Consider the following 14,570-nt stretch of genomic DNA (forward strand, 5'->3'; position numbering starts at 1 on the left):
AATCCTGAACGGGCCTGTACACGATTCCGCGAGGCGGGGGCGGACTCGACCGCCGTGTAGCGGCGGCACAAAGTAATCGCAGGGCGGTAGCCTGCGTTTACATTCGCGGGAAAAGGAGTCTTGCCATGAACCGGGCTTTGATCATCGTCGACGTGCAGAACGATTTCTGTGAGGGCGGATCGCTGGCCGTGACAGGCGGCGCCGCGGTGGCGGAGCGCATCAGCGAGTACGTCGCGACCAGCGACTATGCCGTGGTGGTCGCGACTCGCGATTATCACATCGATCCCGGCCCGCATTTCTCCGACAACCCCGATTTCGTGGACACCTGGCCGCCGCACTGCCGGGTCGGCACGCCGGGCGCGGAATTCCATCCGAATCTCGACACCGGCCGGATCGTGGAGATCTTCTCCAAAGGCGAATATTCCGCCGCCTATTCGGGTTTCGAGGGCGCGGCCGCCGACGGCAGCACGCTGGCCAAGTGGTTGCGGGCCCGGGACATCGAGGCCGTGGACGTCGTCGGCATCGCCACCGACCACTGCGTCCGCGCCACCGCGCTGGACGCGGAGAGCGCCGGCTTCGACACCCGCGTGCTGCTCGGCCTGACCGCGGGTGTCGCACCGGCCACCATCGACGCCGCGCTCGAGCAGTTGCGCCAGGCGGGTGTCGAACTCGAGGGCGCGGTCGGCTGACGACCCACCGGACGACGAGCGCACCTGTCGGTCCCGCGCAGTAGTCTGCTCGGGTGCCTGAACTCCCCTCTGCTTTGGAGCTGTTGTCCACCGCTGTCCAAGCGCTGGGAGGTAAGGAGCGCAGCGGGCAGGTGACGATGGCGGCGGCGGTCGACCATGCCATCGACACCAAAGAACATCTCGCCGTGCAGGCCGGTACCGGTACCGGCAAGTCACTGGCGTATCTGGTGCCGAGCCTGCGGCACGCGGTGCGTACCGGGCGCACGGTGGTGGTGTCCACGGCGACCATCGCGTTGCAGCGCCAGCTCGTCGACCGCGATCTGCCGCGCTTGGCCGAGGCGTTGAAGGGCCCGCTGAAGCGGGAGGCGCAGTTCGCGATCCTCAAGGGCCGCAACAACTATCTGTGCCTCAACAAGATCAACAGCGTCATCCCCGACGAACCCGAGCAGGAATTGTTCGACGCGTTCGCGATCTCCCGGCTCGGCCGCGAGGTGCAGCGCCTCAACGAATGGGCCTCCGACACCGAGACCGGTGATCGAGACGAACTGGCCCCCGGCGTCACCGACCGCGCCTGGCGGCAGGTGAGCGTTTCCTCGCGGGAATGCCTCGGCAAGAGTCGCTGCGCCTTCGGCCAGGATTGTTTCGCGGAGAAGGCCCGTGCGGAATCGGGTCAGGCCGATGTCGTGGTGACCAACCACGCGCTGCTGGCCATCGACGCGATCAGCGGCATCCAGGTGCTTCCCGAACACGATGTGGTCATCATCGACGAGGCGCACGAACTGGTCGATCGGGTGACCGGCGTGGCCACCGCGGAACTCACCTCCACGGGGATCAGCGCGGCCGCCCGCCGTTGCGCCAAACTCATCGACGAACGGGAAGTGGATCGCCTGGAAGGCGCCGCGGAAGCCTGGCACGAACTCCTCGAAGACCTGCCCGCCGCCCGCTGGGACGTGTTGCCCGACGGTGTCGCACCGGTTTTGGCGCTGGTCCGCGACGCGGCCTGGAACGCGCGCACCGAGCTGGCTCCGCCCGGAGCCTCGAAAGAGCAGGGTGATCCGGAGGGCGCGGCGGCGCGCACGCAGGCGCTCGCGGCGATCGACGAGGTGCACGACAGCGCGGTCCGCGCGCTCACCGCCTTCGAGGAACCCGATCCGGCGGTCCGGCGGGACGTGATCTGGCTGGCCGCCGAGGACATCCGCGGCGTGCCGCGCAAGACGCTGCGGATGGCGCCGCTGTCGGTGGGCGGGTTGCTGCGCACCCGGCTGTTCGGTACGTCGACAGTCGTTTTGACGTCGGCGACGTTGCAGATCGGCGGCTCGTTCGACAGTCTCGCCGTCACCTGGGGCCTGCCCGCGCAGAACTCGAACCGGCCGGACACCGCCACCGCGAACGGCGCCCAGGCGCCGGCGGACGGGGAGACCGTGCGCTGGAGTTCGCTCGATGTCGGGTCGCCCTTCGATCACGCCAAGTCCGGAATCCTCTACGTCGCCAAGCATTTGCCGCCGCCCGGGCGGGATGGGCTGGCGCCTGCCTATCTCGACGAGATCGAACGGTTGATCAGCGCGGCGGGCGGTCGCACGCTCGGCCTGTTCTCCTCGATGCGCGCGGCCAAGGCGGCAACCGAGGCGTTGCGCTCCCGGCTGAACACCCCCGTGCTGTGCCAAGGAGATGACGCCACCGGCGCGCTGGTGCGCAAATTCGCCGACGATCCGGAGACCTCGCTGTTCGGCACGCTGTCGCTGTGGCAGGGCGTGGATGTGCCGGGTCCGTCACTGAGTCTGGTGATCTTGGATCGGATTCCGTTCCCCCGGCCGGACGATCCACTGCTCACGGCGCGGCAGCGGGCGGTGGAGTCGCGCGGCGGCAACGGGTTCATGACAGTGGCGGCCAATCACGCGGCGCTGCTGCTGGCGCAGGGCACTGGACGGTTGCTGCGCAGTGTGGACGACAAGGGTGTGGTCGCGATTCTGGATTCCCGGCTGGTCACCGCCCGGTACGGCGGTTACCTGCGGGCGACGCTGCCGCCGTACTGGGAAACCGCCGATCCCGAGATCGTGGTCAAGGCATTGAAGCGCTTGACCGCTACGTAATGTGACACCGCACACAAGAACTGGACTTGATTCCATGCGGAAGTAAATTGGATGTCGGTCCTTCGGTGATCCCCAATTCCCCACCGAAGGTATCGGCAGCCCCCGCGCCAAGCCCTGCACGCGGCGCGGGGGCACCGCTGAGGTCATCCTCACTTCGTGATGCAATTTCGGTTTCGCCATTGGGCGTCACATGAGACCGTTTGCAGATGAAGCACCCAATCGACACCGATGTCCTTGGCGAATTCCTCGTCAGCGCAAGATCTTTGGCGGAGTACCGCGCGATCTTCGATCTCACCGACGCAGACCTGAAGGGCCGCCGCATCCTCGACTGCCCCGGCGGAGCCGCGAGTTTCACCATGGAAGCCGGCGAGCTCGGCGCCCGCGTCACCGCCGCCGATCCGATCTACTCCCGCTCCGCCGAGCAGTTGCGCAGCCTGGCCACCCGCGAGACCGATCGCGGAACAAACTGGGCTACCGCCCATTACGACCGCTACCGGTGGGATTGGTACGGCGACCCGGAGGGGTTGCGCGCGATGCGCCGAGCCGCGGCAGCCCGCTTCGCCGACGACCTGACCGCCCACCCGGAGCGCTACATCGCCGCCGAGCTGCCGTCGCTCCCGTTCCGGGACAACAGCTTCGACCTGGTGCTCAGCTCACATCTTTTGTTCACCTACGCCGACCGCCTCGACGCCGACTTCCACCTCACAGCATTGCTCGAGCTGTCTCGGGTCAGCGCCGCGGAGGTCCGGCTGTATCCGCTGGTAGACCACATCGGCCGGCACCACGATGTCCTGGTCGAGCAGCTCCGCAAAGAGCTGCGCGACAAGGGTGTGCACTCGACGCTGCGGGAAACCGAGTACGAGTTCCACCACGGCGCGCACACCATGCTGATCCTGCACGGTGACTGAGCGCCGCTCGTGCCGCGTCCAGCCGACGCCGGACGCGGCACCGATCGCTCAGCCCAGGGTGAACGTCGCCGTACCCGAAATCTGCTGCAGTTCCTGATCACGATCGTTCAGGGTGACAATGCGGGCTTCCACCCGCCCCGCACCCGGCCCCATCCCGAAACCGATGATCACACCGTCGACCGTGTGCTGGATGACACCGTGCTCGTCGACCGGATGCTGCTGCCCGTTCTCCCGCCCGGTATCCAAATTCTTCCAGCGCACGGCCACCTTATAACGGCTACAGAACTCCCCCACCTGCGTAATCTTCGGCCGGACACCGAACTCGCCGGACTTTGGCTGCGGCACCACCTCAGCGGTGATGATGGCCGCACATTCCGGCCCGCCGACCCGAGTCAGCGTAGGAGTGAAACGCGCCGCCGGATCGGTCGGAAGCGCGGCCGACGGCCCTGCGAACCCCGCCATCCCGGCGACCGCAACCGCCCCGATGACACCGGCCCGAGCCGAAAACTGTTGCAGCTGCTTACGATTGAGAGTCATGCCCGGTTTGTCGGATCCCCCGCAGACGCTGTTACAACGACTGTTGCGTTAGTGAAATCACTGTAACACTCGGCACGCCCACCACCGAGGCTCTGCCCCAGGCGTTCCAAACCCGTTACCACTCCAGCGATCTCAGCACCACCGCCGGCCAGAGCCTCGACCACTAGTTACCTCTGAGCTGCGGTACCGATCCAAAGCCTCGTCCACTACTGCCATTTCAGCGCCAGCACCGGTCCAAAGGCTCGACGACTACCGCCATCTCCGGCACCAGGTCGAAACCTCGACCACTGCCGCCATCTGAACTCCAGCGCCTCGACGACACCGATGATCCATCTCCACCGCCAGCCAAAAACCTTCGCCATTCCAACCGTCTCAGTCCCACCGCCAGCCGAAACCTCGACCATTCCGGCCATCTCAGCTCCACCGCCAATGTTGACGTCGACTATCACGTCACCAACCGCGTGGATGGGGCACAGCGATTCGTAGGAGTCGTTGTAGGCCAGCAGTTCGTAGCGGGCGCTGAGCAGGCGGCCAAATATCGACCACTGCCGCCATCTGAACTCCAGCGCCGGTCCAACGCCTCGACGACACCTGCGATCCACCTCTCGCCAGCCAAAACCTCGACCATCCGGCCATCTCAGCTCCACCGCCGGCCATAATCTCGACCACTGCTTCCATCTCAGCTCCATCGCCGATCCGGCGGCAGCGGCAGCTGTTCGAGCATCCACGCGGACACCTCATCCAAATCACCGTCCCGAATCCGCCGCGGCGCTTCCGCGATCACCCAATCAGCCAGCACCGGTGCGATATTCGGGCCTTCCCGATAGCAGCACACCTCCAACCGCCCACCTAACAGCTGCTGCCCCCACTCCCGCCAAAGCTCCCGAAAATGCCGGTCGGCAGCTGCCCCCGAAGTACGCGACCACACGTCCAGCCACGGTTCCACAGCATCGGTCAACGACACCAGAAAACTGAGCACCACCGGCACCGAACGATCCGACCCGGCAAGCGTCTCCCGCCACAAAGCCTCACAAAACTTTTCGATCACCCCCGCCTCAGCCCATTCCCTCCACCCTGCCGCGAACAACCGGCAACCAACCAACTCCCCATCAATCCACGCACCATCCTCCCCAACCCACCGCAACAACCGAGGCGCAACCCATCGCATCCACTCCCCACCACCATCAAACGTCGACCCCCACTTCCACACCGCCCGCAACAACTCCCGCTCCGCAATCTCCTCCACCGGCCCCGAAAGCCGCTCCAATTCCATAGAACTGAAGCAATGCGAACACCCCTCAACCGCCCTCATCCGCCCCACCCGCGACCCGAACACCCGCTCCAACTCCCCCAACACCACCTCAACCACCACCCGACGCTAACCACCCACCCCAACCGGCGGCCACCCCTTTTCACACACAAGCGCCCGAAACACTCTCCCCAACAACCACTGCCACTGCTCTTTCAACAACCACCCGCTACACCTCTCCCCACAGCAACCGCCCGCTACGCCCCCACACAGCAATCCCTGGTACGCCCCTTTCCACAGCAACCATGTTGCGCCCCTTTCCACAGCAACCATCTTGCGCCCCTTTCCACAGCAACCATGTTGTGCCGCTTTGCGGCAGCCACCTGCCACCGCGGGACGATCTCTTCGATGACCACGGCCAGCGAGTGCGGCAGTTCACCGCACACGCCCTCCAGCGTGGCCTCCCAATGAGCTCGGCCATGAGGATTTCCTGGCTCGGCGGTGATCACGCTGTCAGGACAGAAAGTCGGGCCTCAGCCACTTCCCCACAAGAACCGCTGGGCACAACTCCCGCCACAACCGGTACGCCCGGAACGGGGCGTTGGCCGACCACAGCCCAAATGCCGTAGATGATGTTGGGAACCCGATCACCAGCCCTAGCCCGAGGGTCGCCCCGAAGGCGCCGAGCACCGGTACGGCAGCACTCGGTCACCAAACAAGCCATGACTACCCGCCAGCCACATCTCCTACAACCACCAACCAGTTTTGTCCCCCACAACCGCCCGCCAAACTCTCCCACCAACACCCACCCGCCAAACACAACAACCGCCGGCCGCCCCGCCCACCACTCCCTCACCACCCCGACCGCGTAGTGATATTGCTGCCGAACTCGGCGTGTCATCAACAATTCGACTACCGGATTCCGCCTCTCCCGACGATGAGCACCCCGGTAACCCCACGCCGACTACGGCTATGAGGCCGAACGTAGGCCGCCGATGGGTGCCCTACGTCGGCATCAACGGTTGCGTCCCACCCTCATACGGCGCGGCGAGTTCAGGCACCTACTCCCTGTGCATCCCCGGCACATCGTTAAACCGTCCATATCCGGATCCGAAAAATGGTGGCCGACTCGACACCGCTTGCTCACGCTGCTCCCACAATGTCGGGCAGAGCCAGCGCGACCACGCCGGTCAGCGTCTGGACAGGCGGACGGACGCTCCAAAATTCGATAACCTTCTTCCCGAAGCATCTCGAACTTCGCCAAATCGTGCTCGGCGACAATGGCTTACCCCGCAGTGACGATGACGTCCCAGCAGCGGCCCACCCCGCAGGGACGTTGGCACCGATCCCGGCGGCGACCTACCCCGCGGCGGGCGATGACTCGACCTCGAACAACAGGTCACGCAGCGCCATCCAGCCACGCCGATTTGCGTCTGAGCCGAGGCGGTCACCCCAGATTCGGCGATCGTCTTTCCGAGCACCTCGAGCTTCGCCAGATCGTGGTCGGCGACGATGGCCTGTCCCCGCAGCAGGACGGCCAACCCCACGGCTGGACGGCGTAGCCGGCAGCGACGATGGCCTACCCGGCGACGGGGACGCCATCCCAGCGACGTCCTACCCGACGGCCGCGATTGCGTCGACCTCGAACAGCATGTCGCGCAGAGGCATCGCGACCACGCCTATCAGCGTCTGGGCCAGGGCGGACGCTCCAATTCCGGCGATCTTCTTCCCGAGCACCTCGAACTTCGCCAAATCGTGGCCCACAGCGACGGTGGCCTATCCTGCGGCGGAACGGCCGACCCCACAGCCGGACGACCTACACCACAGCGGGACGACCTTCCCACAGCGGGACGGCGTAGCCCACAGCAGAGCGGCCTACCCCACAGCAGAGCGGCCTACCCCACAGCCGGACGACCTCCCCCACAGCAGGACGACCTACCCCGCAGCGGAACGACCTTCCCGCAGCGGGACGGCCGATCCCACGACAGAACGGCCGGCCCACAGCCGGACGACCTACCCCACAACGGGACGGCCGCGACGGCATCGACGATGGCCTACTCCACAACGGGACGACCTACGCCCCAACAGGACGGCGTAGCCCGAAGCGACGATGGCCTAGCCCTTGGCGACGACGCCATCCCACCGACGGCCTACCCGACCGCCGCGACGGCATCGACCTCGAACAACATGCCGGGCAGAGCCAACGCGGCCACCCCGACCAACGTCTGGACCGGCGGGCGGTCGCCCCAGATTTCGGCGATCTTCTTCCCGAGCACCTCGAGTTTCCCCAGATCGTGGTCGACGATGAACGTGCGTAGCTGGAAGACGTCGGCGTAGTCCAAACCGGCTGAGCCCAAAGCGGTTCCGAGGTTGGTGAAGGCCCGGTCGACCTGGGTCGCGAAATCCGTACTGGTGGTGTGGCCTTCGGCGTCGGAGTCGTATTGTCCGGCGATGAAGACCAGTTCGCCGCGTACTCGGGCGACGTGGCTGTAGCCGAATCCGGTGGGGTCGTGCAGTTCTGGGGGGTTGGTGATTTCGATGGTCATAGTGAGATGACGACGTGGCGCACCGAGGTGTGACAGCGCGAAAGCCCGCCTCCCGAGGGAGACGGGCTTTCGCGATGCCGAGGGATCAGAGCACCCACTTCAGGATCAATGTCAGCACGCCCGCGACGACTGCCAGGGCCACCGCGCCCGCGCCGATCACGAAACCCTTACGCTCCCAGGGCCGGCCGTAGTCCAGCGAGTACTTGCCGGCGCCGGTGAAGGCGAGGGTCACGCCGGCGGCGGCGAACAGCAGCGCCATCTCGTAACCGGGCTGCCAGCCCTGCGCGCCGACCGTACCGAACAGACCGTTGGCCCAGGTCGCGTTGATCGCGTTGATCATGGTGCCGATCATGATCGCGGCGGCCAGCGGGGTGGCCAGACCCAGCAGCAGCAACAGCCCACCACCCAGTTCGCTGATCGCGGCGAGGGTGCCGAAGAACTTGCCCGGGTTGTAACCCATGGCTTCGAAACCGGCGTTGTTGGCTTCCAGCCCCGGGCCGTCGAACCAGCCGAACAACTTCTGGGCGCCGTGGATGGCCATCAGGCCGCCGAAGAGGACGCGTGCGGCCAACAGGCCGATGTCGGTGGCGCTCCCGTCGAGCGACGACGTGGTCGCGAGTTTCGACTTCGATTCGGTGGTGGTGGTCATGCTGGTTCCTCATCCCTGCGTGGTGGACAGCTTTTCCTTAGCTTCGGCAACAACCGGACCGAGGTCCGATTGAAGCACGTTGTGACCCAACCACATCCAAGATGCGGGTATTCCAACGCCCGGCGAATTTATTCGGCCAGGAAGAAGAAATAGCCGGCGAACACCACCATCAAAATCCACATCGTCGGGTGGATCTCCTTGAACTTGCCTTTCGCGGCCATGACGATCGGGTAGAAGATCATGCCCATGGCCAACCCGTTGGCGATCGAGTATGTGAGCGGCATCATGACGATCGTGATGAACGCCGGGACCGAATACTCCAGCCGGCCCCAATCGATGTCCCCGAGCGAGCGCGCCATCAGGATGCCGACGACGATCAGCGCGGGCGCGGTGATCTCGCCCGAACCCGCCACGATCGCGAAGATCGGATAGCAGAACATCGCGAGCAGGAACCAGCCCGCGGTGGTGATCGCGGTGAGGCCGGTGCGTCCGCCCGCTGTCACACCCGCGGTCGATTCGACGTAGGCGGTGGTGGTGGAGGTACCGATGACGGCGCCGGCCATGGTGCCGACCGAGTCCGCGGCGAACGCGCTGGACGCGCGGGGCAGGCGGCCGTCCTTGTCGAGCAACCCGGCCTGGTTCGCGACACCGATCAGCGTGCCGGAGGCATCGAAGAAGTCGACGAACAGCATGGTCAACACCACGATGGCCATCTGCGCGGTGAACGCGTCGGGCAGATGGATGATCGCCTGGCCGAACGTCTGGTCCAGGCCCTTCGGCATTTCCACGACACCGTCGGGCAGGTCGACCAGACCGGTGACGATGCCGAGCAGCGCGGTCAGCACGATGCCGTAGAGCACCGCGCCGTGCCAGCCGCGGACCAGGAAGATCACCGTCACGACGAGGCCGAACAGTGCGAGCAGGGTGGTGCCCTTGTGGAAATCGCCGAGCGTGACGAAGGTGGCCTCGCTGGCGCGCACGATGCCGGCGGCTTTCAACCCGAGGAAGGCCACGAACAAGCCGATGCCCGCGCCGACCGCCAGCTTCATCTGCATCGGTATCGAGTCGAGGATCTTCTCGCGGACCTTGGTGACCGCGAGGATGAAGAAGATGACGCCGGAGAGGAAGGTGCCCGACAGCGCGACCTCCCACGGGATGCCCATGCTCAGCACGACGGTGTAGGCGAAGAACGCGTTGAGGCCCATGCCCGGCGCGAGCGCGATCGGGTACTTGGCCCACAGACCCATCACCACGGTGCCGAACACCGCCGCGACGGCGGTCGCGGTGAAGACCGCCTGCGTCGGAATACCCTTGGCGCCGAGCGGGCCGTGATCGCCGAGCACCGCGGGATTCACCGCCAATACATAGGACATGGCCAGGAAGGTGACCGTACCGGCCATCAACTCGCGCTTCATGGTCGAGCCGTTGTCGCTGACGCCGAAGAATGCGTCGATGCGACTACGCGTGCGAGGTGGCACGTCGGTGGCCATGTGGGTTCTCCAGTCGTGGATAAGTACAAAAGGGGTGCTCAGGCACGGTAGCGGACAGTTGCCTGAATTGGAGATTCGTACCAGTCGCGTTATCCGGCGACCGTGACGATCCTCACCCCTGTACCAGGACCGGTCAGGCGCTGGGGGCGGCGACCAATCCCAGCTCGGCGTCGGAGGCGAGCAGATCGTGGTGCGGCAGCACCCGGACGGTGTAGCCGACGGCGCCGGACAGCGGGACCGGGGTATCGACCGCGAACAGTTCTACACCCGAGTCGGTCCCGGTGTGCGTCATCGGGATGGTGGTCACGTCGGAGAGATCGTCGGTCGGCGAGACCCGGCCGAACACTGCCTGAACCACCACATCCGAGACCCGCAGCCCGCCGAGATCGACGCGGGCCGTCAGCGACAGATGCGCGCCGATGACCGGAGTGTCCGGCAGACCCGTGCTGTCGACCTGGACCACTCGCAACTTCGGCCACGCCGACTCGATGCGCTGACGGTATTCCGAAACCGTTCGGGCACCGGCGAACTCGTCCGCCACAACGCTCCGGCAGGCGGCGGCCGCCGGGGCGTAATACCGCACCGCGTAATCGCGAACCATGCGCGAGGCGAGCACCTGCGGGCCCAGCGTCTGCAGGGTGTGCCGCACCATTTCCACCCAGCGCACCGGCATACCCTCGGCATCGCGCTGGTAGAAGCGCGGCGCGACGGTGCGCTCGAACAGGTCGTAGAGCGCGGCGGCTTCCAGATCGTCGCGGCGGTGCTCGTCGGTGACGCCGTCGGCGGTCGGTATGGCCCAGCCGTTCTCGCCGTCGAACATCTCATCCCACCAGCCGTCCCGGATGGACAGGTTCAGCCCGCCGTTCAACGCCGACTTCATGCCCGAGGTACCGCACGCTTCCAGCGGGCGCAGCGGATTGTTCAGCCAGACATCGCAGCCCCAGTACAGGTACCGGGCCATCGACATGTCGTAGTCGGGCAGGAAGACGATGCGGTGCCGCACCTCCGGGTCGTCGGCGAACCGGACCACCTGCTGGATCAGCGATTTGCCGCCGTCGTCGGCGGGATGACTCTTGCCCGCCACCACCAGTTGCATCGGGCGGTCGGGGTCGAGCAGCAGCGCGCGCAGCCGTTCCGGGTCGCGCAGCATCAGGGTGAGCCGCTTGTAGGTCGGCACCCGGCGCGCGAACCCGACGGTCAGCACGTTTGGATCGAAAACACTGTCCACCCAGCCGAGTTCGGCTTCGGCGGCCCCGCGCTGCACCCAGGACGCGCGGACCCGGCGGCGCACCTCCGCGACGAGCAGGGCGCGCAGATTGTTGCGGGTGGACCACAGTTCCCGGAGGTCGACCTCGCGCAGCCGTTCCCAGCCGCGCGCCTCCTCCACCAGTTCCTTGCCGATGTGCTCGCGCGCCTTGTCCAGCCACTCCCGCGCCGCCCAGGTGGGTGCGTGCACGCCGTTGGTGACCGAGCCGATCGGCACCTCGGCCGCGTCGAAGCCCGGCCACAGTGCCGCGAACATCTCCCGGCTGACCTCACCGTGCAGTTGGGAAACGCCGTTGGCGCGCTGAGCCAGTCGCAGACCCATGTGCGCCATATTGAAGACCGACGGGTCGTTCTCGCGCCCCAGCGTCAGGATTCGATCGACGAAAAGTCCTGGCAGCAGGGCGGATTCAGCTTCACCGTGCGCGCCGCCGAAATAGCGGCGCACCAGCGGCATCGGGAACCGGTCGATGCCGGCGGGCACGGGGGTGTGTGTGGTGAACACCGTCCCGGCCCGGACGGTAGCCAGCGCGGTATCGAAATCCAGTCCGCCAGAGACATATTCGCGAATGCGCTCGACGCCAAGGAAGCCGGCGTGGCCTTCGTTCATATGAAACACGTCGGGATCGGGCAGCCCTTCGGCACGGGTGTAGGCCCGCACCGCCCGCACGCCGCCGATACCGGCCAGGATCTCCTGCTTGATTCGATGATCCTGATCACCGCCGTAGAGGCGGTCGGTGACGGCGCGCAACTCCGGATCGTTCTCCGCGATATCGGAGTCCAGCAGTAGCAACGGGATTCGGCCGACCTGCGCGATCCACACCCGCGCCCGCAGCACCCGCTGATCCGGCATCGCCACGTGGATCAGCACCGGCGAGCCCTCGGCCGTCAGCAGTCGCAGCGGCAGGCCCTGCGGATCCAGCGCCGGATAGTGCTCGATCTGCCAGCCGTCCGCCGACAGGGACTGCCGGAAATAGCCGGAGCGATAGAGCAATCCGACGCCGATCAGCGGCAATCCCAAATCGGAGGCGGCCTTGAGATGGTCGCCCGCGAGGATGCCGAGACCGCCGGAGTAGTTCGGCAGTACCTCGGTGACGCCGAACTCCATGGAGAAGTAGGCGATGCCGTTGATCTGTTCGGCCAGCTGGCTTTGGAACCACAGCGGCTTGGTCAGATATTCGCGCAGATCCGCGGCCGCCGCGTCCACCCGGGCCGTGTACTCCGCGTCGCCGGCGAGTTCGTCCAGCCGCGCCGCGGGCACCTCGCCGAGCATCCGCACCGGATCGTGCGCGACCTCGCGCCACAGTGCCGGGTCCAGCGTCTCGAACAGATCCTGCGTGGGCCAATGCCACGACCAGCGCAAATTGGTGGACAACTCGGCCAGGGCCGCGAGCCGCTCCGGCAGATGGGCCCGGACAGTGAATCTGCGCAGCGCTTTCACCCCGCGAACCCTACCGAATCCCCCAGGTCAGTGCAGACGCCGCGGCCGCGCGCCGCTCACTGCGCCGGCTTCTCGGCCAGTTCGGCGGCATACTCGGGACTGAACTGGCCGGCGAACTCCGCCGACGGGGCGATCTCCATGATCACGTCGAGGAGCACGCCGCTGGGGTCGGCGACGATGAAGTGCCGCTGGCCGAAGTCCTCCGAGCGGATTTCCAGTTCGGCCGGTATCCCGCCGCGGACGACCATCCGCTCCCACTCCGCGTCCACGTCGTCGACCTCGAAGTTGAGCAGCAGGCCTTGCACCGGCTTGCGGTACGCGGCCGGGACCGTCGGGTGGGTGTAGTCGAGCAGCGCCAGCTCATAGGACTTTTCGCCGCGCTGCCGTCGCAGGCTGACATACCAGTCGGCCTCGAAGGTGATCTCGAAGCCGAGCCACCGGGTGTAGAAGTCGCGGGTGGCGGCGATCTTGCCGGTGCCCAGGACGGGGTAGAAGCTGTTGAGTTCCATGCTCGGACCTTTCACGTACCGTTGGTATGTGAGTCAAGCTAGGTCACATACCAGCGGTATGTCAACAGGAGGATTCGGATGGCGAGCACCCTGCGCACCCAGCAGCGCGCGGAGACCAGGCGCGCGCTGCTAGAGCAGAGCCGCCGCCTCTTCGCGGCGAAAGGCTTTGCCGCGGTGGGCCTCTCGGAGATCGTCAGCGCCGCCGGCGTGACCAAAGGCGCGCTGTACCACAATTTCGCGAGCAAGACGGAGGTCTTCCGCGCCGTCCTCGAACAGGTGCAGCACGAAGTCGGCGAACGGGTCGCCGCGGCCGCCGACGCCGAATCCGACCCCTGGCGGCAACTCCGCACCGGGTGCGAGACTTTCCTGACCGTCTGCCGTGATCCCGAGATCCAGCGCATCATGTTGATCGACGGCCCCGCCGTCCTCGGCTGGCACGAATGGCGCGCCATGGACGAAGCCTCCTCCGCCCGCCACCTCGGCGACGCGCTGCGCTCCCTCGTGGCGGCGAAAGTGCTTGCGCCCCAACCGATCGAACCACTCACCCATCTGCTCTCCGGAGCCATGAACGAAGCCGCCCTCTGGCTGGCGGCCACCGACGAACCACAAGCCCTGACCGACACCATCGCCTCGCTGCATCGGCTGCTCGAGGGCCTGCGGTGAGCGATCGAAAACGAGTCGCCGATGCCTCGCCGGCTCGATTACCGTGCCAGCGTGCATCCCACCGTTGAACGTGTAGCCGCCGTCCTTCGCGAGCACGGCGTGACCGGCCGGATCATCGAACTCACCGAACCGGCTCGCACCGCCGCCGACGCCGCCGCGCTGGTCGGCTGCGAGGTCGGCGCGATCTGCAACAGCTTGATCTTCGCCGCCGACGACGCCCCGGTCCTGGTCCTCACCAGCGGAGCGCACCGGGTGGACACCGCCGAGGTCGCCGCGCTCCTCGGTGCGGCGAGGGTCGAGCGCGCCACCCCGGACCTGGTGCGAGCGGCCACCGGACAGGTCATCGGCGGCGTGGCCCCGGTCGGTCACCCGGCACCCCTGCGCACCCTCGTCGACACCTGGCTCGACAAGTACGACGTCGTATGGGCGGCCGGCGGGCACGCCCATACCGTCTTCCCCACCTCCTACGCCGAACTCCTGCGCATCACCGGCGGCACACCGGCCGATATCGGCGCATAACCCACTCGCGCGCGCCT

Annotated in this window: 14 protein-coding genes; 5 read left to right on the top strand and 9 right to left on the bottom strand. The window is 66.5% G+C overall.

The window, feature by feature from the left end; translation table 11 throughout:
• The first annotated feature begins 125 nt into the window (after positions 1-125).
• The 3 genes from BJ987_RS36760 to BJ987_RS36770 all read left to right on the top strand — a co-directional run bounded on the left by BJ987_RS36760 (position 126) and on the right by BJ987_RS36770 (position 3,687).
• Positions 126-689 carry a nicotinamidase gene (locus BJ987_RS36760; protein ID WP_209897615.1) on the top strand — a complete coding sequence of 188 codons (564 nt, stop codon included), beginning with the start codon at positions 126-128 and terminating at the stop codon, positions 687-689.
• A 53-nt stretch (positions 690-742) separates the two neighbouring features.
• Positions 743-2,779: an ATP-dependent DNA helicase gene (locus BJ987_RS36765; RefSeq protein WP_209897616.1), complete on the top strand. Its 2,037-nt coding sequence runs from the start codon at positions 743-745 to the stop codon at positions 2,777-2,779.
• A gap of 206 nt (positions 2,780-2,985) precedes the next feature.
• A complete protein-coding gene (locus BJ987_RS36770; protein ID WP_245366304.1) occupies positions 2,986-3,687 on the top strand; it encodes a class I SAM-dependent methyltransferase in 702 nt (233 codons plus the stop codon).
• Between the two features lie 48 nt (positions 3,688-3,735).
• Here the strand turns inward: BJ987_RS36770 and BJ987_RS36775 are convergent, their stop codons facing one another.
• The 9 genes from BJ987_RS36775 to BJ987_RS36815 all read right to left on the bottom strand — a co-directional run bounded on the left by BJ987_RS36775 (position 3,736) and on the right by BJ987_RS36815 (position 13,371).
• A complete protein-coding gene (locus BJ987_RS36775) occupies positions 3,736-4,224 on the bottom strand; it encodes a hypothetical protein (protein WP_209897617.1) in 489 nt (162 codons plus the stop codon).
• 206 nt (positions 4,225-4,430) lie between these two features.
• On the bottom strand, positions 4,431-4,913 hold the full coding sequence (locus tag BJ987_RS36780; protein ID WP_209897618.1) for a hypothetical protein: 483 nt from the start codon (positions 4,911-4,913) through the stop codon (positions 4,431-4,433).
• Positions 4,904-5,593 carry a hypothetical protein gene (locus BJ987_RS36785; RefSeq protein WP_209897619.1) on the bottom strand — a complete coding sequence of 230 codons (690 nt, stop codon included), beginning with the start codon at positions 5,591-5,593 and terminating at the stop codon, positions 4,904-4,906. The genes BJ987_RS36780 and BJ987_RS36785 overlap by 10 nt, the downstream gene beginning before the upstream one ends.
• A 1,494-nt stretch (positions 5,594-7,087) precedes the next feature.
• Positions 7,088-7,237 carry a hypothetical protein gene (locus BJ987_RS36790; RefSeq protein ID WP_209897620.1) on the bottom strand — a complete coding sequence of 50 codons (150 nt, stop codon included), beginning with the start codon at positions 7,235-7,237 and terminating at the stop codon, positions 7,088-7,090.
• Between the two features lie 386 nt (positions 7,238-7,623).
• Positions 7,624-8,019 carry a RidA family protein gene (locus tag BJ987_RS36795; RefSeq protein ID WP_209897621.1) on the bottom strand — a complete coding sequence of 132 codons (396 nt, stop codon included), beginning with the start codon at positions 8,017-8,019 and terminating at the stop codon, positions 7,624-7,626.
• 85 nt (positions 8,020-8,104) lie between these two features.
• A complete protein-coding gene (locus BJ987_RS36800) occupies positions 8,105-8,668 on the bottom strand; it encodes a DoxX family protein (RefSeq protein WP_209897622.1) in 564 nt (187 codons plus the stop codon).
• Between the two features lie 128 nt (positions 8,669-8,796).
• A complete protein-coding gene (locus tag BJ987_RS36805) occupies positions 8,797-10,158 on the bottom strand; it encodes an NCS2 family permease (protein WP_209897623.1) in 1,362 nt (453 codons plus the stop codon).
• Positions 10,159-10,291: 133 nt separating this feature from the next.
• Positions 10,292-12,862 (bottom strand): alpha-glucan family phosphorylase, encoded by a 2,571-nt coding sequence (gene glgP / locus BJ987_RS36810; protein ID WP_209897624.1) that lies wholly within the window; start codon positions 12,860-12,862, stop codon positions 10,292-10,294.
• 56 nt (positions 12,863-12,918) lie between these two features.
• Positions 12,919-13,371, bottom strand: coding sequence for a VOC family protein (locus BJ987_RS36815; RefSeq protein ID WP_209897625.1), 453 nt, complete (start codon positions 13,369-13,371; stop codon positions 12,919-12,921).
• 78 nt (positions 13,372-13,449) lie between these two features.
• Here BJ987_RS36815 and BJ987_RS36820 point away from each other — a divergent pair, with 78 nt between their 5' ends.
• Both BJ987_RS36820 and BJ987_RS36825 read left to right on the top strand, forming a co-directional pair.
• Complete coding sequence (locus BJ987_RS36820; RefSeq protein WP_209897626.1) at positions 13,450-14,034, top strand: TetR/AcrR family transcriptional regulator; 585 nt, start codon at positions 13,450-13,452, stop codon at positions 14,032-14,034.
• Positions 14,035-14,085: 51 nt separating this feature from the next.
• Positions 14,086-14,553: a YbaK/EbsC family protein gene (locus BJ987_RS36825; RefSeq protein ID WP_307869869.1), complete on the top strand. Its 468-nt coding sequence runs from the start codon at positions 14,086-14,088 to the stop codon at positions 14,551-14,553.
• Positions 14,554-14,570 lie beyond the last annotated feature (17 nt).

The sequence above is a fragment of the Nocardia goodfellowii genome, from assembly GCF_017875645.1.
Lineage (GTDB): Bacteria > Actinomycetota > Actinomycetes > Mycobacteriales > Mycobacteriaceae > Nocardia > Nocardia goodfellowii.

Coding starts and splice junctions, on each gene's coding strand:
- BJ987_RS36760 (WP_209897615.1), top strand. CDS start 126: ATGAACCGGGCTTTGATCATCGTCGACGTGCAGAACGATTTCTGTGAG.
- BJ987_RS36770 (WP_245366304.1), top strand. CDS start 2,986: ATGAAGCACCCAATCGACACCGATGTCCTTGGCGAATTCCTCGTCAGC.
- BJ987_RS36775 (WP_209897617.1), bottom strand. CDS start 4,224: ATGACTCTCAATCGTAAGCAGCTGCAACAGTTTTCGGCTCGGGCCGGT.
- BJ987_RS36780 (WP_209897618.1), bottom strand. CDS start 4,913: ATGGAGCTGAGATGGAAGCAGTGGTCGAGATTATGGCCGGCGGTGGAG.
- BJ987_RS36795 (WP_209897621.1), bottom strand. CDS start 8,019: ATGACCATCGAAATCACCAACCCCCCAGAACTGCACGACCCCACCGGA.
- BJ987_RS36800 (WP_209897622.1), bottom strand. CDS start 8,668: ATGACCACCACCACCGAATCGAAGTCGAAACTCGCGACCACGTCGTCG.
- BJ987_RS36805 (WP_209897623.1), bottom strand. CDS start 10,158: ATGGCCACCGACGTGCCACCTCGCACGCGTAGTCGCATCGACGCATTC.
- BJ987_RS36815 (WP_209897625.1), bottom strand. CDS start 13,371: ATGGAACTCAACAGCTTCTACCCCGTCCTGGGCACCGGCAAGATCGCC.
- BJ987_RS36820 (WP_209897626.1), top strand. CDS start 13,450: ATGGCGAGCACCCTGCGCACCCAGCAGCGCGCGGAGACCAGGCGCGCG.